A 24,863-nucleotide genomic window follows, 5' to 3' on the forward strand; every position below is an offset into this window, starting at 1 on the left:
ACTCACACGGAGAACATCGCATGCCTGTCGAACTCGTCGGGAAGACATTGCCGGGCGCGCTGCCGGTCCATCTGGTCGCCAGGGACGGTCTGGACGCGGCCGGCCTTGCGCCGGCCGCTGTCGCCTGGGCCAGGGCCAACGGCTTTTCCGGCGAGGCAGGCAGGACGCTGGTCGTGCCCAGCGAAAACGGGGCGCTCGGCGGCGCCTTGTTCGGCGTCGGCGATGGCGAAGGCGCGCTCGCCCTCGGCGCACTGTCGAAGGCCTTGCCGGAAGGCGACTGGCATTTCGCCTCGGCGCCGGTCGAGCCCGAACTCGCGGCCACCGCACTGGTGCTCGGCGGCTATGTCTTCACCCGTTACGGCAAGAAGTCAGGCAGGGCGCTACGCTTCGGCCTGCCGGCAGGCGTCGATGCCGGGCGCGTTCGCCGCATTGCCGATGGCGTCTTCCTGACACGCGATCTGGTCAACACGCCGACCAGCGATATGGGCCCGGAAGATTTGGAGGAGGCGGTGCGGACCCTGGCTGCCAGGCACAAGGCCGAAGTCTCGGTGGTCAAGGGTGACGATCTCCTCGACCGGAATTTCCCGATGATCCATGCTGTCGGCCGTGCGTCGGCCGGCGCGCCGCGCCTTATCGATATGCAGTGGGGGCAGCAAGGGGCGCCGAAGGTAACGCTGGTCGGCAAGGGCGTCTGCTTCGACACGGGCGGTCTCGACATCAAGCCATCGTCCGGCATGCTGCTGATGAAAAAGGACATGGGCGGTGCCGCCAATGTCCTTGGCCTTGCCTCGATGATCATGGCTGCCGGGCTGAATGTGCGGCTGCGCGTGCTCATTCCCGCGGTCGAAAATTCGATTGCCGGCAACGCCTTCCGGCCTGGCGACGTGCTGGTGAGCCGCAAGGGCATCACTGTCGAGATCGGCAACACGGATGCCGAGGGACGGCTGGTGCTGGCCGATGCGCTGGCGCTGGCCGACGAGGAGGAGCCGCAGCTTCTGGTCGACATGGCGACGCTGACCGGGGCTGCCCGTGTCGCGCTCGGCCCCGATCTGCCGCCGTTCTACACCGGCGACGAAATGCTGGCATCCGATCTTGCGGCGGCTTCCGTCGCGGTCGAGGATCCGCTGTGGCGCATGCCGCTGTGGCAGCCCTACGATGCAAAACTGTCGTCGAAGATCGCCGACATCAACAATGTCACCCCGGATGGTTTCGCCGGCTCGATCACCGCGGCGCTGTTCCTCAAGCGCTTCGTCGAAAAAACCGCGGGCTGGGCGCATTTCGACATCTTCGCCTGGAACCCGGCTGACCGTCCGCATGGCCCCGCCGGCGGTGAGGCACAAGGCATCCGCGCGCTGGAGCGGATCATCGCGAAACGCTACGGCTGACGGTTGCAGGCGAGAGACGGCAATCGCTTTGACTGAAACGGAACCGAAACAATTTGCCGTCATGCTGGCGCGATGTCGATTGCGATGCGCCCGAGCCAGGCCTTGCGACTGTGGCAGCAGGTGATGCTGTCGCAGGTGCGCGACGACGCGCCCGATCTGACCATGCGCCAGACGGCAATCCTGTTCACCATCTATCTCGACCCGCCGCCGCACACCGTGCGCGGGCTCGCCGCGCGCCTCAATGTCACCAAGCCCGTGATCACCCGCGCGCTCGACACGATGGGCGCTTTGAAACTCGTCTCGCGCCATCGCGACGAACTCGACAAGCGCAATGTTCTGATCAGGCGCACGGTCGAGGGCGCGCTCTTTGTCGAGCGCTTCGGCGATGGTATCATCGCCAAGGCGCTCGAACTGCCGATGTGAGCGGATTACCTTTTCAGCATAGGTGCTCGATTTGACTGCCAGGGATGCCCGCCTTCACGCTTTTCGTTCCGACCTCGCCGATGCAAGGCTGAAGGGCGAGGTCGCCGCCGACCGCTTCGTCGCCGGCCGGCCGGCGCGGGTCATCGCGTCAGTGGCCGATATGCGCAAGGCGCCGCGGCCTGCTGCCGGCGTCAACACGCAAGCGCTGTTCGGCGACGATGTTCTGGTCTTCGATGTCGCTGAAGGCTGGGCCTGGGTCCAGGCCGAACGCGACGGCTATGTCGGCTATGTCGCCGACACGATGCTCGGGGGCCGGGATCACGCGGCCACTCACATCGTCTGCGTGCCGCGCACCTTCCTTTACCCCGGGCCGGATCTGCGCTTTCCGATCGCCGGACAATTGTCGATGGGATCGACGGTGACAGTGACGGAGGCCGCCGAGACGCGCGGTACGCACTATGCGGTCCTGCCTTCCGGCGAGGCGCTGATCGCAGGTCACCTGCGGCCGCTCAGTGAAGCTGCCTCCGACTATGTCGCGGTTGCCGAGGCGTTTCTAGGAACACCTTATCTCTGGGGCGGTACTTCCGGTTTCGGCATCGACTGTTCGGGGCTGGTGCAACTGGCGATGCGCATGGCCGGCAGAGACGTGCTGCGCGATTCCGATATGCAGGCGGCGACACTTGGCGAGCCGCTGGAACCGGCACCTGATTTGTCCGGGTTGCGACGTGGCGATCTGGTGTTCTGGAAGGGCCATGTCGCCGTCATGACCGATGCCGACACGATGATCCACGCCAACGGCCACACCATGCTGGTGTCGCACGAGAGACTGAAAGACGCCGTCGCGCGCATCGGCTATCTCTATGGCAGCCCGACAGGGTTTCGGCGGCCTTAGGGAAGAACGATCCCCTTTTGTTCCGATTCTTCTTGGCGATTGACTGCCGTCGCGCTACCTCTGGCAGGTGACAGAGCAGCCGCGCCTTGCCGAACAGAATGCCGCCGTGGCCCTGCCCGAACCATTCATCAGATGGTTTGGCGAGAAAGGCTGGTCGCCGCGCGCCCATCAGATCGAACTTCTGGCGAAAGCCCAGGCCGGGCAATCAGTCCTGCTGATTGCGCCGACCGGTGCCGGCAAGACGCTGGCCGGGTTCCTGCCTTCGCTGACCGAACTGGCCAACCGGCCCAAGAGAAAGCCGGGCCAGGCGCGTCGCGGTATCCACACGCTCTACATCTCACCGCTGAAGGCGCTTGCCGTCGATATTGAGCGCAATCTCGGCAAGCCGGTGGAAGAGATCGGCCTGCCCGTCACCATCGAAACGCGCACCGGCGACACGCCGGCGCACAAGCGCCAGCGCCAGAAGCTGGTGCCGCCCGACATCCTGCTGACCACGCCCGAGCAACTGGCGCTGCTGATAGCGGCAGGCGATGCAAAACGTTTCTTCGAAGATCTGCGCTACGTCGTGCTCGACGAACTGCACTCGCTGGTGACGTCGAAACGCGGACATCTGCTGGCGCTCGGTCTGGCGCGGTTGCGCAGCTTTGTCCCTGGTCTGCAAACCATCGGGCTGTCGGCGACGGTGGCCGAGCCGGACGAGTTGCGGCGCTGGCTGGTCAGCCAGAATCCGCCCAAGGGTTCGACAGGCCATGACATGGCGGAACTGATCGTCGTCACCGGGGGCGCGAAACCGGAGATTTCCATCCTCGATTCCGAAGAGCGGGTGCCATGGGCGGGACATTCGGCGCGCTACGCCACGCCGGAAATCTATCGCGAGATCAAGCGCCACAAGACGACCCTGTTGTTCGTCAACACGCGCAGCCAGGCGGAGCTGCTGTTCCAGGAATTGTGGCGGGTCAACGAGGATACGTTGCCGATCGCGCTGCATCACGGTTCGCTCGACGTCGCCCAGCGTCGGCGCGTCGAAAAGGCGATGGGGGAAAACGCACTGCGCGCCATCGTCGCCACCTCGACGCTCGACCTCGGCATCGACTGGGGCGATGTCGATCTGGTTGTGCATGTCGGTGCGCCGAAGGGGGCGAGCCGGCTGGCGCAACGCATCGGCCGCGCCAACCACCGCATGGACGAGCCGTCCAAGGCGATCCTCATCCCGGCCAACCGCTTTGAGGTGCTGGAATGCCGGGCCGCCCTCGACGCCAACTATCTCGGCGCGCAGGACACGCCTCCCTTGATCGATGGCGGTCTCGACGTGCTGGCGCAACATGTACTCGGCTGCGCCTGCGGCGCGCCGTTCCGTGCCGATGATCTGTTCGAGGAAGTGCGAACGGCAGCACCCTATGTCAGCCTCGACCGGCCGACTTTCGACCGCGTCATCGATTTTGTCGCCACCGGCGGCTATGCGCTCAAGAATTACGAGCGCTACGCCCGCATACGCCTGAACAAGGATGGATTCTGGCGGGTGTCCAATCCGCGCGTCGCCCAGCAATACAGGCTGAATGTCGGCACCATCATCGAGGTTCCGGCGCTGAATGTGCGCTATATCAAGGCCGGCGGCAAAGGTGCGGCTTCGCGCGGCGGCCGGGTTCTCGGCAAGATCGAGGAGGCCTTCCTCGAAACGTTGACGCATGGCGACACCTTCATGTTCGCCGGCAAGGTTCTGCGCTTCGAAGGCATCCGCGAGAATGAATGCTTCGTGTCGAACGCGCCCGGCAGCGATGCCAAGGTGCCTTACTATGGCGGCGGCAAGTTCCCGCTTTCGACCTATCTCGCCGAACAGGTCCGCATCATGCTGGACGACTCGCAGCGATGGAAGAAGCTGCCCGAGCAGGTCGCCGACTGGCTGCGATTCCAGGCCGACAAATCGGTGCTGCCCAAACGCGATGACCTGCTGATCGAGACTTTTCCACGAGGCAACCGCCATTATCTGGTGGCTTATCCGTTCGAGGGCAGGCTGGCGCACCAGACGCTCGGCATGCTCCTCACCCGCCGTCTCGACAGGGCAGGAGCCAGGCCGCTCGGCTTTGTCGCCACCGATTATGCGCTGGCGATATGGTCATTGGGCGACATGGGCGCGATGTTCAAAGCCAGGAAGCCTTCGCTTGGCGCGCTTTTCGACCAGGATATGCTGGGCGATGACCTCGAAGCCTGGCTGGCCGACAGCTGGCTTCTCAAGCGCACTTTCCGCAATTGTGCACTGATTTCGGGATTGATCGAGAAACGCCACCCCGGCCAGGAAAAGAGCGGCCGCCAGGTCACGGTCTCGACCGACCTGATCTACGATGTGCTGCGCAGCCATGAACCGGACCACATTCTGCTGCAGGCAACACGCGCCGACGCAGCGACCGGTCTGCTCGATGTCAGCAGACTTGCCGACATGCTCTCGCGCATCCAGGGTCGAATCGTGCATAAGGCACTCGAACAGATATCGCCGCTCGCCGTGCCGATCATGCTCGAGATCGGCAAGATGCCGGTCCATGGCGAAGCCGATGAAACGCTTTTGATGGATGCGGCGACATTGGTCGAGGAGGCCATGGGGCCGGGAATGAGTGTGGAATGAAATTTTCGCTGGCGCGCATATCGCTGATCGCCGAGGCCGATCTCGTCGGCATCGCCGGCGAGCGCGCTGTCTGCGACCCGCGCGGCGTGCTCTATTTTCCGGATCTGCGGCTTCTGGCCGTGTCCGATCTGCATCTGGAAAAGGGTTCGTCGCTGGCACGGCGCGGCACGTTGATCCCGCCCTACGACACCGGTGCGACCTTGCTGCGGCTTCAGGCGGTGATATCAGACTACCAGCCTTCGATCGTCATCAGCCTGGGCGACAGCTTTCACGATGGCGGCGGCGCCCAACGTATGCACGCAAGTTTCCGCGAGCGGCTGGAAGCGCTGATATCAGGCCGGCAATGGTTCTGGGTCACCGGCAATCACGACCCGGAAGCGCCAGCCGATCTGCCCGGCGAAACGGTGCGTGAACTTGCTATAGGCTCGCTGCTGTTCCGGCATGAGCCGTCGAAGCAGCGTGTCGAAGGCGAAATAGCGGGCCATCTGCATCCCTGCGCCCGCATAGTCCAGCAGGGCCGCTCGGTGCGGCGCCGCTGCTTTGCCGGCGATGGCGGCCGCATGATCATGCCCGCCTTCGGCGCCTATACCGGCTCGCTCAACGTGCTCGACCGCGCCTATGCCGGGCTGTTCCGGCTGGACACGCTGATGGCTTATATGCTGGGCGCCCAACGCATCTTTGCCATTTCCGGCTCGATGCTGCGGCCGGGCTAAACAAACCTTACCTGCCATAGTAGAGCGTAACCGTGTGCTTCGCTTCGGCGAAGAACAGCCAACGTTCGACCAGCATGCCGGCGAACTGGATTGCAGCAGCAAGTACCGACAGCAACGCTGCCAGCGGCCATGGCAGGGCGAACACAATGGCGAGCAGCCCCAAGGGCAACACGAAAGCCAGAACCTGCGTGATCTGGCGCAGCCGCGCGCTGTGCTTGCGCGCGATGCGAAAACCCATTTCCTTGAGCAGGTAGTTCTCCTCGGTATGCGGCCATTCAAGTGACCGCACCGTGCCGCCAGCCAGCCCGGTCGCGGTGTTGGCGTTGGTCGAGATTTCCAGCCGGTCGTTGTAGCGCCAGGTCGCGAGCTTCCAGCCCCAGCCGAGCAAGGTGAGCAGCGCGGAAGCCACCAGAAGAATTTTCGAGCCGAGAGCAAACCCCTGCAAAAGCGCGTTCAGCAGCACGCTGCCGGTCATCGCCGAAAAGATGAGGTAGCCGGGCAGGGTGAAGCGGCTATGCCATTGGGCGATCGGCTTCAGCGACGCATAGATCATGCCGGTGGTGCAGACGGTAATGATTGCGCCGATGGCGGCCAGAGATCCGGCGATGCCGGCCCAGCCATCTGTCTTGCCGAGAAACACCCAGCCGATGCCGAACAGCCCCGCCGGAATGAAGGTGATGACCGAGGCGACGCCCTCGCGCGACAGCCAGGAACTGCGCCACTGCGAGAACGCCCGCCAGGCGCGTTCGGGGCGGCCGAGATGACCCGTTGAGGACAACAGGCCGGCCACGATCAGGCCGAGTGCCAGCCCCATGCCGATGAAGCCCAGCCAGAAATCGGGCGGGATGATCTGGAAGCCTCCGAGCACGCCCAGCAGCGCGAGCAGGCCATAGCCCGCACCGGTGGCGGTGGTGAAGAAGACGACGGAGAAGGCTGGATGCATGGGTCAGTTCGAAAGCATGCGGTCGACCCAGCCGAGGAAACCGCCTTCGGCCCGCACCGGTTCGAGGGCGGGCGCGGCCACCGAGGCGGCGCGCGTGGTGTGGGCGCGCGGCGGCAAATATTTGTTGGTCGGGCGATAGCCGAGCTCAGGCATCAGGTCGACGCCGCCACGCTCCGCCACCAGTTGCGAAACCGCCGACAGGGGATCGCCGAGATCGCCGAAATGGCGGGCACTGGTCGGGCAAGCGGCGACGCAGGCCGGCACGCGGTCCTCTTCGGCCAGATTGTCATTGTAGATGCGGTCGACGCACAGCGTGCACTTCTTCATCACCCCGACATCAGTATCGAATTCGCGCGCGCCATACGGGCAGGCCCAACTGCACAATTTGCAGCCGATGCATTTGTCCTCGTCGATCAGCACGATGCCGTCCGAGGCCCGCTTGTAGGACGCGCCGGTCGGGCAGACGGTGACGCAGGCCGGCGTCTCGCAATGCAGGCAGGAGCGCGGAAAATTGACGGTGCGCCCGCCCATCTCGGTCGTGTGCTCGTAAGCGTGCACGCGGTTGAACCAGACGCCGTCGACATGGCCGCCATAAGGGTCGATGTCGGTCAGCGGTGCCATGTGGCCGCCGGTGTTCCATTCCTTGCAGGCGGTGACACAGGCCTGGCAGCCGACGCAGGTATCGAGGTCGATCACAAGGCCGAGTTTCTTGCCGCTTTGGCTTGGCAGACAGGTCATTCGGTCGCCTCTCTCGCCCGGCGGAATTCAGCGCCGAAAGTCAGTCTGTCGGGTGAGGGTTCGAAATGCGGTGGCTGCTGGAAACGCTCGAATTGCGGCTCGGTGAAGCCGGCTTCTTCGGCCGCGCATTTGACGATGCGCACGCGTAAATCGAACCATGCCGCCTGGCCGGTCACAGGATCGGAGTTCGAATAGCGTTTGCCCTGAGCGTCAGCCGAGGTCTGGTCGCCGATGATATGGTTGAGCAGGAAGCCGCGGTTGCTCTCGGCCGCGTCGTCCTTCAGCCCCCAGCTGCCGCGCCTTTTGCCGATGGCGTTCCAGGTCCAGACCGTGCTTTCGTTGACCCCGTCGATCAGCTTGATCTGCCCCTTCACCCTGCCGTTGATGCTTTCGATCCACACCCAGTCGTCATCGACAAGGCCAAGGCCGGCTGCCGTCCGGTGATGCACGAACAGCCGGTTCTGGCTGGTGATCTGCCGCAGCCACGCATTCTGCGAGCCCCAGGAATGGTACATGTGCATCGGCCGCTGCGTCAGGGCATGCAGCGGATATTTTTCGAGATCGACGGCCGCTTCCTCGAAGGGCATGTGCCAGAAGGGCAGCGGGTCCATGTAGGTCTCGATGCGCTGGCGATCGCCCTTTGGTGGCAAGACAGAGCCATGCCCACGCGCGGCGAGCCTGAAGCGCTGCAGCGGCTCGGAATAGAGCTGGAAAACGATCGGTTCGGCTTTCGGGATAAAACCCATCTGCACCGCGAAATCGAGATAGGAGCGGTTGGCCATCTTGTAGTAGCGCTGGTCATCCGCGAAATCGTGGTGCCAGAAGCCGCCATTGTCGATGTAGCGCTGCAACTGGTCGGGATTGGCCTCGCCCCTGCCGGTCGAGGTCCCGTCCTTGCCGCGCCAGCCGGCGAGCGGGCCGATGCCTGATGTGCGCTCATGGTTGACGATGTAGTCGGCGTAGTCGGCATACTTGGCCGAGCCGTCGCCGTTGATGAAACCGGGCAGGCCGAGCCGGGCGCCAAGTTCGATCAGCACCGACTGGAACGGCCGGACGTCGCGGTCAGGCTCGACGACGGGATGGCGGATGGCGTCGCCCGGTCCATCGGCATGGCTGATCGGCCGGTCGAGCAGGCTGATGCAGTCGTGGCGCTCGAGATAGGTGGTGTCGGGCAGCACGAGGTCGGCGAACGGCACGGTCTCGGAATAATAGGCATCGGAATAGATGATGAAGGGGATCTTGTAGTTGCCCGCTTCGTCGCTGTCGGTCAGCATGGCAATGGTCTCGACGGTGTTCATCGAGGAATTCCACGCCATGTTCGACATGTACATCATCAGCGTGTCGATCTTGTAGGGATCGCCGGCCCAGGCATTGCGGATAACCGTGTGCATCAGGCCGTGCGCGGCCAGCGGCGCGTCCCAGGAATAAGCCTTGTCGATACGAAGCGGTGTGCCGGCCTCATCAACCAGCAAATCGTCCGGCCCACAGACGAAACCGAGTGGCATGCCGTCAAGCGGCGTCATCGGCTTGACGGTCTTGCCGGCTGGCTTGGGACCGGGCGGAGCGGAGCGGGGGTAGGGCGGCTTGAAACGGAAACCGCCGGGAACATCCACCGTGCCCAGCAACACCTGGAGGAGATGGATGGCGCGGCAGGTGTGAAAGCCGTTCGAATGGGCCGAGATGCCGCGCATGGCGTGCATCGAGACAGGCCGCCCCTTGATCGTCTCGTGCCGGCGCCCGGCCCAATCGGTCCAGGCGATCGGCAGTTCGATCGTCTGTTCGAAGGCGACATGCGCAAGTTCGGCGGCGATCCTGCGGATCGTATCGGCGGCAATGCCGCAGCGCTCGGCGACCGCGTCCGGCGCATAGCTCTCATCGAGGTAGCGGTCGGCGATGAGCTGGAACACCGGGACGCAGTGGCGCCCGCCGATCGTGAAGCTGCCCGTCAGTGCCGGCTTCGCACTGGCATCGGTGGCGCCGACAGGCGTCTTCGCAACCCTGTCCCACGCCAGGGGATTTCCGTCGGCGTCGCGCACGAACAGCCCGTCATCGGCGGCACCCGGCTCCTGCATGACGAGAACATGGGCATTGGTGTAGCGCAGCAGATAATCGAGATCGACGCGGCCCGCCTTGAGCAATTCGTGGATGAGGGCGAACACGAACAGCCCATCGGTGCCGGGCCGAACGCCGATCCAGTCGTCTGCAATGGCATTGTAGCCGGTGCGGCACGGATTGATCGAGACGACCTTGGCGCCGCGCGCCTTGAGTTTGCCGAGGCCGATCTTGATCGGGTTGGAATCATGGTCTTCGGCGACCCCGAACAGCATGAAATACCGGGTGTTGTCCCAGTCGGGCTCGCCGAACTCCCAGAACGAACCGCCGATCGTGTAGAGGCCGCCCGCCGCCATGTTGACCGAGCAGAAGCCGCCATGGGCGGCAAAGTTCGGCGTGCCGAACTGGCTCGCCCACCAGCCGGTCAAGGATTGGGATTGATCGCGGCCGGTGAAGAAGGCGAGTTTCCTGGGGTCGGTCCGGCGGATGGCCGAGAGCCGTTCAGTGGCGATCGAAAACGCCTCCTCCCACTCGATCTCGCGGAACTCCCCCGAGCCGCGCGGCCCGCTGCGCAGCAAGGGCTTCTTGAGCCTAGCCGGGCTGTAGTGCTGCATGATGCCGGAGCTGCCCTTGCCGCAGATCACGCCGCGATTGACCGGGTGGTCCTTGTTGCCGTTGATGTAGCGGACCTTGCCATCCTTGATGTGCACATCGATGCCGCAGCGGCAGGCGCACATGTAGCAGGTCGTCTTGGCGATGCTGTCGGAAACATCAGGCGAGGTGTCGACGCCGTCGCCTTCATCGGGCGCGCGCGTGTCGGCAAGCGGGCGTTGCGATGGTGCCGAATTCGCGCCGCGCGGCGGTCCCTGCATCATGATCCGGTGGCGCCTGTACGACCCATGGACTTGGCCCGCGTCTTCGGTCCGGGGCCGCGCATGTAATGCTCTTCCGGGTGGTAGCGATCGCCGGCCAGCCGCCGTCTTATGCCGCGGGTCCAATGCGCAAGCAGGGATCTGAACCGCCCGACCATTCTGCTCTCTGCGATCTCTCGGCGAATTTTTTCTAACTTCGTTCGAAAACTTAGAATAAAGCTATCGATCTGTCTAATCAGTTGTTCTTGTAAATTCGATCGATATTGGTTCTTAATGCAGACATGACCCTGGACCAGTTGCGGATTTTCGTCGCCGTCGCCGAGCGCGGCCATATGACCAAGGCGGCGGAACTGCTGGGCATTTCGCAGTCGGCCGCATCGGCCGCCATCCGGGCGCTTGAAGAACAGCACGGCGTCCATCTGTTCAACCGCGTCGGCCGCAACATCGAGCTTGCCCAGACCGGCCACCGGTTCCTGCCGGAGGCCAAGGCCGTGCTCGAGCGGGCCGCCGCCGCGCGCAATGTGCTGGAGCATGTCTCACAGACCGTCACCGGCAGCCTCTCGATCGCCGCCAGCCAGACCATCGCCAGCTACTGGCTGCCGCGCCGGCTGGCTTCCTTCCACGAAGCCTATCCGGCCGTCAGGCTGAGCGTCTCCATCGGCAACACCAGGCAGGTCGAGGCCAATGTCCTCGATGGCGCGGCCGATCTCGGCCTGGTCGAAGGCCGGACCGAGTCCGACATACTGCGCCGCACCAAGGTCGACGTCGACAGGCTGATGCTGGTGGTTGCCAGCGCGCATCCGGAGATCCCCGAAGTCGCGCCCGGCCGCCCTGACATCAAGGGCCTGCGCTGGATCATCCGCGAGGGTGGTTCGGGTACGCGCGAGGTGCTGGAGGATCTGGCGCGCCACGAAGGGATTTCGCTCGCCGACCTCCAGATATTCCTGGTGCTGCCGAGTAATGAGGCTATCCGCCAGGCGGTCGAGGCAGGAGCCGGCGCCACCATCATTTCGGAGCTTGTCGTGGCCCGCGCCGTGGCCGAAGGCAGTCTGAGATCGGTGCCGCTCGAACTGCCGAAACGCGACTTCGCCATGATCACTCATCGCGATCGCCAGGCAAGCCTGGCCCAGATGGCGCTCAAGGCGCATCTGGGTACGTCAGCAGACCATGGGTGAGGCAGGCCGGATCAGCCGAACTTCCGCTGGGCGTCCAGCGCCAGGCCAAGTCCGACTGAGCCGAACATGTCGCCCTCGATGACGGACGCCTGCGGCACCAGCGACAGGATTTCTCGCCTTGCCAGCGGGATCGCGGTCGATCCGCCGGTCAGGAACACCGCGGTAATATCGGATGGCTTCACCTCAGCGTCCCGGATGGTCTGCGCCACCGTCGCCGTGATCCGCTCGATGTCCCGGGCAATCGTGGCATCCAGCCCGTTGCGCGTGATTTCGGCGGCGAACTCCGCACCCGGCAGCTTCACCGCGACATCTGCGGACGATCTGTCGGTCAGCTGTATCTTGGCCTTCTCGACAAGAGCCGCCAGCGCATGTCCGTAGCGGTGCTCGACGATGTGGATGAAGCGGTCGACCAGGTCGGCGCGCTCGGCCTCGTAACGGATCTGGCGCAGATGCGTCATCGCCCTGGCGGTGTAGACCAGGTTGATGCGCTGCCATGTCGCGAGGTCGATGAAATAGCTTGCCGGCAGATTGCGCTTGCCGTCCTTGGTTGGCGTCAAATAGCCGAGCTGCGGCATCACATGGGCGATGCTCAGCTGCCGATCGAAATCCGTGCCGCCGATATGGACGCCGCGGCTGGCCAGGATGTCGTCCTTGCGGTCGAGCGACCGGGAGCGCTGCGGCGAGACGCGCACGATCGAGAAGTCCGACGTGCCGCCGCCCATATCGATGATCAGCGCCAGTTCCTCGCGCGTCACCTTCTGCTCGTAGTCGAGCGCCGCCGCGATCGGCTCGAACTGGAAAGCGATGTGCTTGAAGCCCTGGGCACGCGCGGCGTTCTCGAGTTCGCTTTGCGCCTTCGCGTCGGCCTCGGCATCGTCATCGACGAATTGCACCGGCCGGCCAAGCACGACGGTCTCGACCGTATCGCCGGCATCTGCTTCCAGCCTCTTCTTGAGATGGCCGAGGAACATGCCGACGATCTCCATGAAGCCGATCGACCGCGATTTGATGCGGGTCTTTTCATGGGCCAGCGAACTGCCGAGCACGCTCTTCAGAGAGCGCATCAGCCGGCCTTCGATGCTGTCGGTGTAGTTGGCGATGGCGTGGCGGCCGAAGCAGGTGCGGTTGTCCTCGAAGTTGAAGAACACGGCACTGGGCAGCGTGACCTGGCCGTCCTCAAGCACGACGAGGCGCGGCTGCCCGTTGCGGACCACGCCAACGGTGGAGTTCGAAGTCCCGAAGTCGATGCCGCCGAAGGCTGGTCGCATGACAAGTTCCTGTATTTGTCGTCGGCGAGCCAAGAGGCGCCATGAGAAATCGCGCGCTGTCCGGGGACGGCTGCTCTGCCGAACCGAATTGTTTGTGTCTGCCATTTGGCTGGGGAGCGCGGTCTACCGCATGCCTCGGCAAAGGGAAACCACTTTTCGGGAAAAGTTCTGAAGTGCGTCGCGTTTGAGCGGATTCACGCGACGCACTTCAGGTCTTTGGTTCGATGCATGTCGTCTCCCAAAACCGGGGCCACTTTTGGGCGACATGCATTAATCCCGCCGGAAGATCAGCCTTCCGAGCCAGCCGGTCAGCATGGCCAGCGATATCGCGAAGACGCCATAGAGGAAGGAGTAATTGTGCGCGACACGGAAGATCGACTGCTCGAAACCGGATTTGCGGATTTCGAGCTGGGCCGAGCTTTCCTTGATGAACAGGCCGCTCTTGAACAGGAACGCGCGGGCTTTATGGGTTCCAACTGGCACATTCGGTGCCAGCCTGACGGTGGCGCGGAAAAGGTTCTGCGACAAAAATTGCACGCCGCCGACATTCTCGCTGTAGAGGCCGGTCGCCGACTTGCGCTCCCGCAGTGCCGCCGTGAACTCCTCGATCGTCGCCGGGCTGTCGCCGGCATCGGCGGGCTGCATGTAGAGATTGGAGGCGCCGAGCGACAGCTGCTTGTAGCTGTTGGGTTCGGTGATGTCCTGCAGCGGCCGCGTCGTCGCCACCGAATAGGAGACCGGCACGTTCTCGAAGGTCTCGGAGTCCAGATTGACCCAGACGCCGAGCACCCTGTCCTTGCGGCGCACCACCACCGGTTTGGGCGGACCTTCGAGCACGACGATGACGTCGTAGCGGCCCTGGCGCGCGACGAGTGGATCCGGGTTTTCCAGCGAACCGAAGATGGTCAGGTCAGCCCCGGAAAAGCCGGCGGTGATCGAGACGTTGTCGGTGGAGAGACCGATCTGGATGCCTTCGGTCAGCGGGACCTGTGCCTTCGCCGGCACGGCGGCCGCAAGCAGCGTCAGGAGAATGGCGGTTGCGAATGTGTTGCGAGCCTTCATCAGTTGAGGCCTGCGGCAGACAGCGAATAGAGGTTGGGCGGGGTGACGAAAAGATCGATCGCCAATCGTATCGCCACCGCCAGCACCAGCAGCGCCAGCAAGGCCCTGAGCTGCTCGCCGCGCAGCCTCTGGCCTGCCTTGGCGCCGTACTGCGCACCGGCAACGCCGCCCGCCATCAGCAGGAAGGCCAGCACGACATCGACCGTCTGGTTGGTGGTGGCGTGGACCAGCGTCGTATAGGCGGAGGTGAAGATGATCTGGAACAGCGAGGTGCCGATGACGACGTTGGTCGGCACTTTCAGCAGATAGATCAGTGCCGGCACCATGATGAAGCCGCCGCCGACGCCCATGATCGACGACAGGAAGCCGATGCCGGCGCCAAGGCCAAGTACGGGGATGACGCTGACGAACAGTTTTGACGCCCTGAACCGCATCTTCAGCGGCAAGCGGTGGATCCAGTTGTGCTGGCCGGATTTCTTCAGCACCGGCGCCGCACCGCTGCGCGTGGCGCGCAGCGCATTGACGCTTTCGACCAGCATCAGCCCGCCGACGGTGCCGAGCAGCACGACGTAGAGCAGCGAGATGAACAGGTCGAGCTGGCCGAGGCGGCGCAGGAAGGCGAAGACGTAGATGCCGCCGGTGGAGCCGACAATGCCGCCGGCCAGCAACACCCCGCCGAGCTTGAAATCGAGCGTACCCCGCTTCATGTGCGAAAGGACGCCGGAGACGGAGGAGGCGATGACCTGGTTGGCGCCGGTGGCGACAGCGATCGCCGGGGGTATGTTGTAGAAGATCAACAGCGGCGTGATGAGGAAGCCGCCGCCGACGCCGAACATGCCCGACAGGAAACCCACCGCCGCGCCCATGGCCAGCAGGACGAAGATATTGACGGAAATTTCCGCGATCGGGAGATAGATGCCCACCCGTCAGTCTCGATCAGTTCTGCCTGTCGGCGAATGCAACCGTTGCGGGCATCTTGGACCGACAAGCCAATTCGTTCTTGCGCCGGAGGTGCTGCGAAGTCAAACCACGCTACGCCGCCGAAACAAAAAACATCTCAATCAGTTAACAGGCGAATGTGTGGCAGAGGCGTCGTGGAAACGACGCCTCTGCCGTTATTTGCGCGCCAGCAGCGCCTTGACCAGTTTTTCATCGACTTCGCCGGTCGCCGGCATCTTGTTGTCGGTCTGGAAAGCCATGATCGCGGTCTTCGTCTTCTGGCCCATCTTGCCGTCGGCGCCGCCGGCGTCGTAGCCGTTCTTGTTGAGAATGCGCTGGATGTTCTGGACGGCTTTCTTCATGTCGATGCTGGCTGTCGTCTGCGGTGTGCCGTCCTGCCAGGATTCGGGAATGTCGGCCGAATTGGCCGCCGCATCCAGCGGCTTGGCCTTCCACAGTTCGGTCGCGGCGCGGGCGCGTTCGAGTTGCTCGGGCCGCAGCGCATTGGCGATCTCGTCACGCTTGGCCGCCGCATCCTTGTCGCCGGTCTTGGCGACGAGCGCGAACCATTTGTAGGATTCCTCGAGGTTCTGCTTCATGCCGACGCCCTTGGCGGCGAGGATGCCGAGGTTGAACTGGCTGTCCTTGACGCCGACGTCGGCCGCCGCCTGGAACCAGTGCGCGGCCGATTCATTGTCGGTCACGCCGTCTGCCGCCATGGCGAACAGGACGGCCAGATTGTGCATGCCGCTGGCGTTACCCTGTGCTGCGGCAAGCTGGTACCAGGTCTTCGCTTTCTTGATGTCGCGCGCGACGCCGATGCCCTTTTCGTAGAAATTTCCGATGCGGTATTCGGCCGGCGCGAAGCCGAGTTCCGCCGATTTCTCGTACCATTTGGCCGCTGCCGCCATGTCTTCCTTGACGCCGCGCGACTCGGCATAGCGCGAGCCGATTTCGAACAGCGCCTTGGCGTCGCCGCCGGCGGCGGCATCACGCAAGGCGGGCGGGCCGGCGTCAGCGGGAATGTCGAACTTTGCCGTCGTCGCCGGCGAAGCGTCCACCGGCGGAACCGCGCCCGTGGTGTCCTTGGCGATGGTCGGCTCTGCCGCCATAGGCTGGATGCCGGTGTCGGTATCGGCAGCTTCCGGGGCGACCGGAACGGTCGAGGGCGGCGCAGCCGGGGCTGTTGTCTCGGACACCGCTGGGTTCGCATCGGCCGATGTGGCCAAGGCGACGGGCGCCGGAACCGGCTCGGCGGTCGGCGCGGCACCCATCGACGGCTCGGCGCCTGACGGCGTGGCAATCATGCTTTGCGCGGCCATGTCGTCCTTGGTTGCCGGTGCGGACGGCTCGGCCTGTCTGACGGCATGGTCCGGCGCGCTTTCCACTGCCGCGGGCTGCGCGTCCGTCTTTGGCTGGCTCGCGGCATCGAGCGAGGCGGTCTGCACCGGCTGCGAGGCGACGATCGGCGCGACATCGTTGCTCGCCACCTGGGCCGGATCAGCGAAGAAGGCCTTGCCCAGTTGCAGAGCGCCCAGCGCCAGCAGGATCGCGGTTGTCCCCATCAGGATTGGCTTGCGCCGTGCCTTGAGCAGGTCGCCGATCCGCAGCGCCTTCACCGGTCCGGTCACCGTCGACTGGCGCTTCAGCGCATCGGCCTCGGCGGCCGCGGCCGGCGCCGCGCGCCGGGCCGCGGCGATGAAATCCGATTTGGCGGCATCGGTGTCGCTGGGCTTGGCCGGCTGGCCGCGCTCGTCACGCACGCGCTTCATGATGGCATTGAGGTCAGGTGCGCCGGAGCCGGGCTCCAGCGGCCGGTTGGCCATTTTCGGATCGAGCGGCTCGTCGAGATCGACGCTCGGGATCGGGGCACTCGGCGCCGAGCCGGCCAGTGGCGGCATGTCCGCCTCCTTCTTGCCCTTGAAGGCGCGAGCCAGGCCACCGAACAACGACTTGCGGCCGCCTGCCTGTTCGCCTTTCTCGGCGATCGTGTCCGAACCGAGCGCGGCCATGGCAGCCGCCGCCGCAGCCTCGGCCGGCGTGCGCGTGCCGATACCAATACCCAGGTCGCCACGCGTACCCAGGTCGCCACGCGCACTCGGCTCGTTGCGCAGGATGGCGGCGGCACGGCCATCGAGATCGGCCATGTCCCCGGTCAATGGCAGGGGCTGATCGATATCCATCGACGGCGCGTCGACAGCCATCTTGGGCCGCCGGGCGCCGCGCCAGTTGCTCGGCTCGGCCGGTGCCGCATCCAGCAATTCGCTCATCGCCTCGACCGGCTCGCCGGGTTCGAGCGAACCTAGCCGGTCGACGATCTTGAGCAACGTGTCGTGGATGGCCTCGAACGTTCTCGAATTGCGCTCGTCGGAGCGCCGCGTCAGCGTTTCAAGTGTCTTCAAATCCTGGGCGAGGCCGGAAACCGCGGTCGTATTGGCGCTCGAACCGGCCAGCGATTGCACTGCGTTCTCGGCCGCTTCGCGCGCCGCGCCAAGGATGGAATCGCGGGTTCCTGCGAGCGACTTTTCAATTTCGTTGAGACGCGGGCTGATGTCCTCGAATTCCGGCAGCGGGGTGCTGGGCTTGGAAAGATGAGCGGACAGGCCGGCAACCTGTGCTTCCAGGCTGCGGATCAGCGCCGGATCGATGCCGGCGACCTGTGCGGCCGACGCGTCCAGCCGGCTTGAAATGTCTTCGAGCCGGCTCTCCAGGCCGCGGATCGCGGCTTCGCCCGCGGGATCGGGCACACGCGTTTCCATACGCTTGGCGAGCGCCGTAAAGCGGGCATCGATGGCTTCCATGATGCCGGCGCTGTCGACCTGCGGCATGCGCTGGTCGAGCCTGTCGGCAACCTCGTCCAGTCTGCGCTCGAGATCGCGGAACAGCATGTTGCCCTGTTCGATGGCGTCACCCTGGCGGCGTTCCATCATGCTCGACAGCACGTCGAAGCGCTGCTCCAGCCCATGGAAGATGTAGTCGGCGTCAGGCATGGCGGGCGCCTGGTCGATCTTGTCGGCGATGAGTGCGATCTGCTTGGCCAGGCGCTCCATCGCCTGCTCGGGCAGATTGGCGCGACCGCCGAGCTCGTCGACCCGACCGGACAGCGTGCTCAGCCGGTCCATGACCGCGTTGCCTGGACGATCCTGCGCCACTTCCTCGATCTGGCTGGCAAGCGAGTCGATCCGCCTCTCGATGCGCTCGAAAGCCTCGTGGTCGAATGAATTGGCTTGCGCCGCGACCGTGGATGCGACGATGGCGCGGGAGATCTCGTCCAGCCGCTCGTCGATCATGCCAAGTGTGTCGCTGCCGCGATTGTCCTGCTGGCTGGCGAAATGGTCGACAGCGCCGGCAAGCGTGCGCACCTTCTCCTCCAGCGAGCGCAGCGACAACGATTCCGGCAAATTGTTGACGGCATTGCTGATCTGCTCCAGCCGGGCGGTCAGAGCGGACAGGCCCGGGTCGTCCGAGCGCTTGCGCTGGTCGGCGTCGACGCGGTCTTCGAACGCCGTCCAGCGGCGATCGAAATCGTCCCAGCGGCGGTCGACCTTCTGCACACTCTCTTCGCGTGCCAGCGTTTCGAGTGCGGCTTTGACCTGTTCAAGCTCGAGCCGCAGCATGTTGACGCTTCTGTCGTCGCTCTTCTCGGCCAGGGTCTGGATGGCGCCCGAAAGCCGCTCGAACTCAAGGCCGAGTTCAGCACTGCCCTTGGCCGAAGCACCGGGCCTTGCGCCTGACTGGAATGCCCGCTCGATGTCCTTGCGCAGCGCTTCGAATTCCCGCTGCAGACCTGCGGTCATCTGGTGGCGCAGTTCCTCGCGCATGCCGCGCAATTCGCCGGCGATCTTGCCGACCATGGCAACGCCATCCTCCTGGCCGCGCACGCGATCGATATCGCGGGCAATGGCCTGGTAATTCTGCTCGAAAGCGGCGGCTCCCTGCAGCGGGCTCTTCGGACGCGGCGCGGGCTGCGGGTCCTCATACCAGCGCTGCTGGCCAGAGGGCCGGGCGGCGGGATAGCGCGCGTCGGCACCATATTGGCGGGGATCGGGTTGGCGCAGATCTGGTTGGCGGGGATCGGGACGTGCCATCGGATCCTCGCGCGTCCGCTCCAGCCGCTGCTCCAGCGTCTCCAGCGACTGGTTCAACTGCTCGAGCGTGGTCTGCGGCCTGCGCTGCCTGCCGGCATTGAGTGTATCGAGATAGGACCGCTTGCTGTTCATCGGTGCGTCCGTCTTTCAGAATGGCTGGCTCGCGGCCAGTTCCCCCAGGTCCCTATCGGAACGAAGGCGACCGGCGGCGATGCCGCGGCGGAAGACGAGCTTCCCGGGCTCTCGCCCGCGCTCCGAAAAACCGTGAAAAATTCGATACAGGATAAACACGGGTAGCCGACGCGCCCACATTTCCCCCAACGTGGTAAACAACGCGTTAACCAAACTTAAGAAATTGAAAGGATGTCGGCTGCTGGCCTGACGGTGCGGCATAAAGGGCGGCGCGCAGAACGCCCTTGCGTCATCATGCGGCAATCGGTATAGAATTGACGTAAACGTAAAAGGCGCATTGAGCGCATGTTTGCGATTTGTTTGTTGAAACCACGACTGGAAGCAGGCCCCCGCTTCCAGTCAGGCGACGCACGGTCCGGGACCGCGACGCCACCAGACGGGGAAGCCAGTGACCATGAAGCTTATCTCGGCCGGCGAGACCGCGGCCAATACCAATATGTCTGCCGAAGCCGGCGAGGACCTCGTCCGCATCGGCGAGATGGCGAAGAAATATGGAGTGACGCTGCGCACGCTGCGTTTCTACGAAGACAAAGGCCTGCTCAACCCGCAGCGTGACGGGTCGACCCGTCTCTACACGCGCCGCGACAAGGCCCGCCTCAAGCTGATCCTGCTTGGCCGCAAGGTCGGGTTCTCGCTGCGTGACGTCAAGCAGATGATGGATCTCTACGATCCGACCGGTTCAAACACCAAGCAGCTCAAGCTCGCGCTGGACAAGTCGGAAAAGCAGCTTGCCCGCCTGCAGAAGCAAAGGGCGCTGATCGACGACGCCATCAACGAGCTGAGCGGCTCGATGTCGGCGGTGCGCCAGATGCTGAGCGAGCGTTCGGCGCCGCAGGCGAGCGCCGCCAGCTAAAGCAATTCCGTCAGGAGTTGCGCCAGACACCAAGTCGTCCGCTGATTGTCCGAGTTCTGTCGAGCCGCGTGGCCTGCCACGCGGCTTTCGTTGTCCTGGCCCACTCTTATGGCCTTTCGGCGCTGGCTTGCGCAACGTCGCGCCGCTACGCTCATTGCTCCAGTGGGCGGGGAATCTTGTCGCATCGAAAAAATTGACGTTTACGCAAACGTCAATTTTTGCTATCCCACTCCCAATATGGGTCCGCATGCCGCCCTGGCTTGTCTTCGGGGTATTCGGACCGGGTTTGCAGGGTGGAGAAAAAGCATGCCGACATACAGGGCTCCGGTACAGGATACGCTGTTCGTGCTCAACGAGGTTCTGGGTTACCAGCGTTATTCGAACCTTCCCGGATTTGCCGATGCCACGCCCGATGTACTCGAGGCGATCCTCGCCGAAGGCGCCAAGCTCGCCGAAAACGTCATGCATCCGCTGAACCGTGTCGGCGACATGGAAGGCTGTGTGCGTCACGACGATGGCTCGGTGACCACGCCGAAAGGCTTCAAGGAGGCCTTCGACCAGTATCGTGAGGGCGGCTGGATGGGATTGGCCGCACCCGTCGAGTTCGGCGGCCAGGGCCTGCCCTATGCCGTGCACACCGCTGTCGCCGAATATATGGTCTCGGCCAATATGTCCTTGATGATGTATCCGGGCCTGACGCAGGGTGCGATCGCCGCGATCATCACCCACGGCACCGACGAGCAGAAGGCGACATGGTTGCCGAGGATGATCGAGGGTGCCTGGACCGGCACCATGAACCTGACCGAGCCGCATTGCGGCACGGATCTCGGCCTGTTGCGCACCAAGGCGGTGCCGAACGGCGATGGCACCTATAAAATTTCAGGCCAGAAGATCTTCATCTCGGCCGGCGAACACGACATGTCGGACAACATCGTCCATCTGGTTCTGGCCCGCATCGAGGGCGCGCCGGAAGGCGTCAAGGGCATCTCGCTGTTCATCGTGCCGAAGCTCAAGCTCGACCCGTCGGGCAATCCGGGCACCAGGAACACCGTCTCCTGCGGCTCGATCGAGGAGAAGATGGGCATCCATGGCAATTCGACCTGCGTCATGAACTATGACGAGGCTGAGGGCACGCTGCTCGGCGAGGCCAATGGCGGCCTGAAGGCGATGTTCACGATGATGAACGAGGCGCGCCTTGGTGTGGGCCTGCAAGGGCTTTCGCTGTCGGAGATCGCCTACCAGAACGCTGTCGGCTACGCCAAGGACCGTTTGCAGGGCCGCTCATTGTCGGGGCCGAAGGCGCCGGACAAGAAGGCCGACCCGATCATCGTCCATCCCGACATCCGCCGCAGCCTGATGACCATGAAAGCCTTCAACGAGGCCGGCCGCGCGCTGGCGCTGTGGACGGCGATCAAGTCCGATATTGCCCACCGCTCCGGCGACGATAAGGACCGCCAGGCCGCCGACGATTACACCGGCCTGATGACACCGGTGGTCAAGGGCGTGCTCACGGACAAAGGGTTCGACCACGCCGTCATGGCGCAGCAGGTGTTCGGCGGTCACGGCTACATAGAAGAGCATGGCATGAGCCAGTTCGTGCGCGATGCCCGCATCGCCATGATCTATGAAGGCGCCAACGGCATCCAGGCGCTCGACCTCGTCGGCCGCAAGCTCGGCCTGAATGGCGGCCGCGCCGTGCAGGCCTTCTTCAAGGAGGTCGGTGAGTTCTGCGAGGAGAACCGCTCCGACGAGAAGATGGCGCCATTCACCAAGGCGCTGAAGAAAGGTCTCAACGATTTGCAGGCGGCGACCATGTGGCTGGTGCAGAACGGCATGGCCAAGCCCGACAATGCCGGTGCGGCCTCGACCGACTACATGCATCTCTTCGGCCTGGTTGCTCTGGGCTATATGTGGGCGCAGATGGCCAAGGTGGCACTTGGCAAGACTGACGCCAATGGCGCGCAATCCTCTTATGAAAACAACGTGGCTTTCTACGACAACAAGGTCGTGACGGGGCGCTTCTTCATGGAGCGGATCATGCCGGAGACGTCGGCGCATCTCGCCCGCATTTCGAGCGGCGCCGACACATTGATGGCACTGCCGGCGGAAGCGTTCTAAAGATGACCTGCGTCCCCCTCCCTCTCGAGGGGAGGGTGGCCCGAAGGGCCGGGAGGGGTCGTTGCGGCAGTGCGCCGGCTTCAGTTTCGATGATGCATCTCGGGAGGAGTATCATACCAGCATGACCAACCCAGCTGAAATCCTTGGCCTTCCGAAGCCCGCCTGGGCGGCGGACGAGGTCGGCATGCTCTACGACATGGCGCATCGCTTCATGTCGGAGGAGATCGCGCCGCGCTACGACGAGTTCGAGAAGAACGAGATGGTCGATCGCGAAAGCTGGCTGAAGGCAGGTTCCGCCGGCCTGCTCTGCGCCTCGATGCCGGAGGAATATGGCGGTTCCGGCGGCACATTCGCGCATGAGAGCGCTATCATCGAGGCCATCGGCCATGTCGGTGTCGACGGGTTCGGCATCGGCCTGCACAATTCGATCGTCGCCCCTTATATCCTCCACTACGGCTCCGAGGAGCAGAAAAAGAAATGGCTGCCGAAACTGGCGACCGGCGAGCTGATCGGCGCCATCGCCATGACCGAGCCCGGCGCCGGCTCCGACCTGCAGGGCGTCAAGACGCGGGCGCAGAAGGATGGCAACCAGTACAAGATCAACGGTTCCAAGACCTTCATCACCAATGGGCAGCTTGCGAACTTCATCATCGTCGTCACCAAGACCGATCCGGAGAAGGGCGCCAAGGGCACCTCGCTGATCGTCGTCGAGACCGACGAGGTCGAAGGTTTTCAGCGCGGCCGTAACCTCGACAAGATCGGGCTCAAGGCCAACGACACGTCGGAGCTGTTCTTCAACGACATGCGCGTGCCGACCTCCAACCTGCTCGGCCACGAGGAAGGGCAGGGCTTCGTCCAGCTGATGCAGCAACTGCCGCAGGAGCGACTGCAGATCGGCACCGGCGCCATTGCGATGATCGAGCGGGCGCTGGCGCTGACTATTCGTTACGTCAAGGAGCGCAAGGCGTTCGGCAAGGCGATCATCGATTTCCAGAACACCCAGTTCAAGCTGGCCGAACTCAAGACCGAGGCCACCATCGGCCGCGTCTTCTACAATGATTGCGTCACCCGCCACATCGCCGGCGGCCTCGATCCTGTGACCGCGTCGATGGCCAAGTACTGGCTCAGCGACCTGCAGGGAAAAGTAGTCGACGAATGCCTTCAACTGCATGGCGGCTATGGCTACATGAATGAATATCCGATCGCCCGCATGTTCCGCGACGCTCGCGTCCAGCGCATCTACGGCGGCACCAATGAGATCATGAAATTGCTGATCGGCCGCTCTCTCTGAGGGCAACGACCGGCAAACCCAAGGAGCAAGCAAATGGCTGAAGCTTATGTCTATGACGCTGTGCGCACACCGCGCGGCAAGGGCAAGAAGGACGGATCGCTGCACGAGGTGCCGGCGGTGCGGCTTGCCGCCAAGACGCTCGAGGCGCTGCGCGACCGCAATGGGCTCGACACCGGCAATGTCGATGACATCATCTTCGGCTGCGTCGATCCGGTCGGCGAAGCCGGCTCGGTCATTCCGCGCGCCGCCGCCTTCGAGGCCGGCTACGACACCAAGGCGCCCGGCATGCAGATCTCACGCTTCTGCGCTTCCGGGCTCGACGCCATCAATTTCGGCGCCGCCAAGATCGCGCAGGGCGCCGATGAGATCGTCATTGCCGGCGGCGTCGAATCGATGTCGCGTGTCGGCATGGGCGCCTCGGGCGGCGCCTGGTTCATGGATCCTTCGGTCGGCCTGCCCGGCTGGTTCGTGCCGCAAGGCATCTCGGCCGACCTGATCGCCACCAAATACGGCTTCAGCAGAGACGACGTCGACGCCTATGCGGTCGAGAGCCAGAAGCGCGCCGCCAAATCCTGGGCCGATGGCCGCTTCAAGAATTCCGTCGTCCCGATCAAGGACCAGAACGGCCTGACCATCCTCGACCATGACGAACATATGCGCCCGTCCACCGACATGCAGTCGCTGGCCTCGCTCAACCCGTCCTTCGTCATGCCAGGCGAAATGGGCGGCTTCGATGCCGTCGCCGTGCAGAAGCATCCCGAGGTGGAAGAGGTCAATCACGTCCATCATGCCGGCAATTCCTCCGGCATCGTCGATGGCGCCGCCGCCGTGCTGCTCGGTTCGAAGAAGGCGGGCAAGGCGATGGGGCTGAAGCCGCGCGCCCGCATCCGCACCTTCGCCAACATCGGCTCCGAGCCGGTGCTGATGCTGACCGGCCCGGTCGACGTCACCGAGAAGCTGTTGAAGCGCGCCAAGATGAAGCTCTCGGACATCGACCTGTTCGAGCTCAACGAAGCCTTCGCTTCGGTGGTGCTGCGCTACATGCAGGCGTTCGACATCGATCACGACAAGATCAACGTCAATGGCGGTGCTATCGCTATGGGTCATCCGCTCGGCGCCACCGGCGCGATGATCTTCGGCACGGTGCTGGACGAACTCGAGCGCCGCGATCTCAACACCGCTCTGGTGACGCTGTGCATCGGCGCCGGCATGGGAACCGCAACCATCATCGAACGCGTCTGA

At 64.0% G+C, this 24,863-nt stretch carries 17 protein-coding genes; 10 read left to right on the forward strand and 7 right to left on the reverse strand.

All coding sequences use genetic code 11. From position 1 onward, the window contains the following. Positions 1-20: 20 nt before the first annotated feature. The 5 genes from NKI66_RS27170 to pdeM all read left to right on the forward strand — a co-directional run bounded on the left by NKI66_RS27170 (position 21) and on the right by pdeM (position 6,030). Positions 21-1,385 carry a leucyl aminopeptidase family protein gene (locus NKI66_RS27170; protein ID WP_352719722.1) on the forward strand — a complete coding sequence of 455 codons (1,365 nt, stop codon included), beginning with the start codon at positions 21-23 and terminating at the stop codon, positions 1,383-1,385. A 72-nt stretch (positions 1,386-1,457) separates the two neighbouring features. Beyond that, entirely contained in the window at positions 1,458-1,808 is a 351-nt protein-coding gene (locus NKI66_RS27175) for a MarR family winged helix-turn-helix transcriptional regulator (protein WP_013533675.1), read from the forward strand. 31 nt (positions 1,809-1,839) lie between these two features. After that, positions 1,840-2,700, forward strand: coding sequence for a C40 family peptidase (locus NKI66_RS27180; protein ID WP_023811368.1), 861 nt, complete (start codon positions 1,840-1,842; stop codon positions 2,698-2,700). Positions 2,701-2,767: 67 nt separating this feature from the next. After that, entirely contained in the window at positions 2,768-5,317 is a 2,550-nt protein-coding gene (locus tag NKI66_RS27185) for a ligase-associated DNA damage response DEXH box helicase (protein ID WP_023811367.1), read from the forward strand. Next, a complete protein-coding gene (gene pdeM, locus NKI66_RS27190; protein WP_023811366.1) occupies positions 5,314-6,030 on the forward strand; it encodes a ligase-associated DNA damage response endonuclease PdeM in 717 nt (238 codons plus the stop codon). The genes NKI66_RS27185 and pdeM overlap by 4 nt, the downstream gene beginning before the upstream one ends. A 7-nt stretch (positions 6,031-6,037) precedes the next feature. On the opposite strand, the gene NKI66_RS27195 is transcribed toward pdeM, so the two are convergent. Genes NKI66_RS27195 through NKI66_RS27205 form a run of 3 tightly spaced genes read right to left on the reverse strand, consistent with a single transcriptional unit; the run spans position 6,038 to position 10,638 of the window. After that, the gene (locus tag NKI66_RS27195; protein WP_023811365.1) at positions 6,038-6,973 is read right to left on the reverse strand and encodes a dimethyl sulfoxide reductase anchor subunit family protein; all 936 of its coding nucleotides are present in this window, start codon (positions 6,971-6,973) and stop codon (positions 6,038-6,040) included. Between the two features lie 3 nt (positions 6,974-6,976). Then, complete coding sequence (locus tag NKI66_RS27200) at positions 6,977-7,711, reverse strand: 4Fe-4S dicluster domain-containing protein (RefSeq protein WP_023811364.1); 735 nt, start codon at positions 7,709-7,711, stop codon at positions 6,977-6,979. Next, positions 7,708-10,638 carry a molybdopterin oxidoreductase family protein gene (locus NKI66_RS27205; RefSeq protein WP_031213297.1) on the reverse strand — a complete coding sequence of 977 codons (2,931 nt, stop codon included), beginning with the start codon at positions 10,636-10,638 and terminating at the stop codon, positions 7,708-7,710. The genes NKI66_RS27200 and NKI66_RS27205 overlap by 4 nt, the downstream gene beginning before the upstream one ends. A 278-nt stretch (positions 10,639-10,916) precedes the next feature. On the opposite strand from NKI66_RS27205, the gene NKI66_RS27210 reads away from it, so the two are divergent. Further along, a complete protein-coding gene (locus NKI66_RS27210; protein ID WP_023811362.1) occupies positions 10,917-11,810 on the forward strand; it encodes a LysR substrate-binding domain-containing protein in 894 nt (297 codons plus the stop codon). Positions 11,811-11,821: 11 nt separating this feature from the next. On the opposite strand, the gene NKI66_RS27215 is transcribed toward NKI66_RS27210, so the two are convergent. The 4 genes from NKI66_RS27215 to NKI66_RS27230 all read right to left on the reverse strand — a co-directional run bounded on the left by NKI66_RS27215 (position 11,822) and on the right by NKI66_RS27230 (position 19,299). Then, positions 11,822-13,078: an Hsp70 family protein gene (locus tag NKI66_RS27215; protein WP_023811361.1), complete on the reverse strand. Its 1,257-nt coding sequence runs from the start codon at positions 13,076-13,078 to the stop codon at positions 11,822-11,824. A gap of 270 nt (positions 13,079-13,348) precedes the next feature. Continuing rightward, positions 13,349-14,140, reverse strand: coding sequence for a TIGR02186 family protein (locus NKI66_RS27220; protein ID WP_352719726.1), 792 nt, complete (start codon positions 14,138-14,140; stop codon positions 13,349-13,351). After that, positions 14,140-15,063: a sulfite exporter TauE/SafE family protein gene (locus tag NKI66_RS27225; RefSeq protein ID WP_023811359.1), complete on the reverse strand. Its 924-nt coding sequence runs from the start codon at positions 15,061-15,063 to the stop codon at positions 14,140-14,142. The genes NKI66_RS27220 and NKI66_RS27225 overlap by 1 nt, the downstream gene beginning before the upstream one ends. A 192-nt stretch (positions 15,064-15,255) precedes the next feature. Beyond that, on the reverse strand, positions 15,256-19,299 hold the full coding sequence (locus NKI66_RS27230) for a peptidoglycan-binding protein (RefSeq protein ID WP_352753542.1): 4,044 nt from the start codon (positions 19,297-19,299) through the stop codon (positions 15,256-15,258). Between the two features lie 454 nt (positions 19,300-19,753). Here NKI66_RS27230 and NKI66_RS27235 point away from each other — a divergent pair, with 454 nt between their 5' ends. From NKI66_RS27235 to NKI66_RS27250, 4 genes are all read left to right on the forward strand, one after another. Further along, a complete protein-coding gene (locus NKI66_RS27235) occupies positions 19,754-20,212 on the forward strand; it encodes a MerR family transcriptional regulator (protein WP_013533661.1) in 459 nt (152 codons plus the stop codon). A 306-nt stretch (positions 20,213-20,518) separates the two neighbouring features. Beyond that, the gene (locus tag NKI66_RS27240; protein WP_023811356.1) at positions 20,519-22,330 is read left to right on the forward strand and encodes an acyl-CoA dehydrogenase; all 1,812 of its coding nucleotides are present in this window, start codon (positions 20,519-20,521) and stop codon (positions 22,328-22,330) included. A gap of 121 nt (positions 22,331-22,451) precedes the next feature. Further along, positions 22,452-23,621 (forward strand): acyl-CoA dehydrogenase family protein, encoded by a 1,170-nt coding sequence (locus tag NKI66_RS27245; RefSeq protein ID WP_023811355.1) that lies wholly within the window; start codon positions 22,452-22,454, stop codon positions 23,619-23,621. Positions 23,622-23,654: 33 nt separating this feature from the next. Next, on the forward strand, positions 23,655-24,863 hold the full coding sequence (locus tag NKI66_RS27250; RefSeq protein ID WP_127295300.1) for an acetyl-CoA C-acetyltransferase: 1,209 nt from the start codon (positions 23,655-23,657) through the stop codon (positions 24,861-24,863).

Origin of the sequence: Mesorhizobium sp. M0518 (assembly GCF_040321125.1) — a bacterium.
Classification (GTDB): domain Bacteria; phylum Pseudomonadota; class Alphaproteobacteria; order Rhizobiales; family Rhizobiaceae; genus Mesorhizobium.